The 733-nt window shown below is 70.3% G+C and carries 1 pseudogene; it reads right to left on the bottom strand.

Annotated features, from left to right (window positions below):
- Positions 1-160 precede the first annotated feature (160 nt).
- Positions 161-733, bottom strand: a pseudogene (locus tag QN345_RS19605) (IS21 family transposase); the annotation flags it as partial.

Consider the following 733-nt stretch of genomic DNA (forward strand, 5'->3'; position numbering starts at 1 on the left):
TCAACGAAGAGGGCCTTGATGATCTCGACGGGTTCCCAGCGTTGCGCCCGGGCGGTCGCGATCAGTTCCGGCGCCAGAGCGCGGGCGTAGGGCATCTTTAACTGCCGCATCAACGCTTCCAGGTCCGCGGGCAGCGCGGGCGCGGCGGTCGCGGTGACGCTCACGCGCTCTGCTCCAACTCGTCATCGGCGGCTTGTCCGATAGCGGCCCACCCGGCGGTGCCCTGCGCGAGCGAGCTGGTCTCGCCCGCCGTGCGTGCCGGCGGGCGGATCGAGCCTGCGCTGAGGAGGGAGGCGAGGTCACCGGTCGCGAACCGACCATAGGTCGCGGCCTGGCCGAGGTCCTCGTCGACCGGGGCGGTGCCGCTGATCTTGGCCAGCGCGACGGCCTCAGCCATCTTCACGTTCATCCGCGCGGTCCCGGCCGCGGCCGCTTCCAGTAACCACGCGTGCGCGCCAGCCCCGATGGCCAGGAACTCCGTCTCGGCCGCGCTGCGCGGGGTGATCGTGTAATCTCCCGGGATCTTCTCCCGGTGATCGGGGAAGTGCGCGTCGTCAATTTTCGGACTGCCGGGCCGGGCCCGGTGGTGCCGGGCGACTTCAACGGGACCGTCACTGCCGACGTGGACGATGACGACCTGCTCAGAGGCTCCGACGCCGTGGCTGCGGACGAACACACGGGCGCCGAGCAAGTGCGCCGGCACCGAGTACTGGCCGTTCTCGAACGTGACCAT

The organism is Cryobacterium sp. 10I1, assembly GCF_035019805.1.
GTDB classification, from domain to species: Bacteria; Actinomycetota; Actinomycetes; order Actinomycetales; family Microbacteriaceae; genus Cryobacterium; species Cryobacterium glucosi.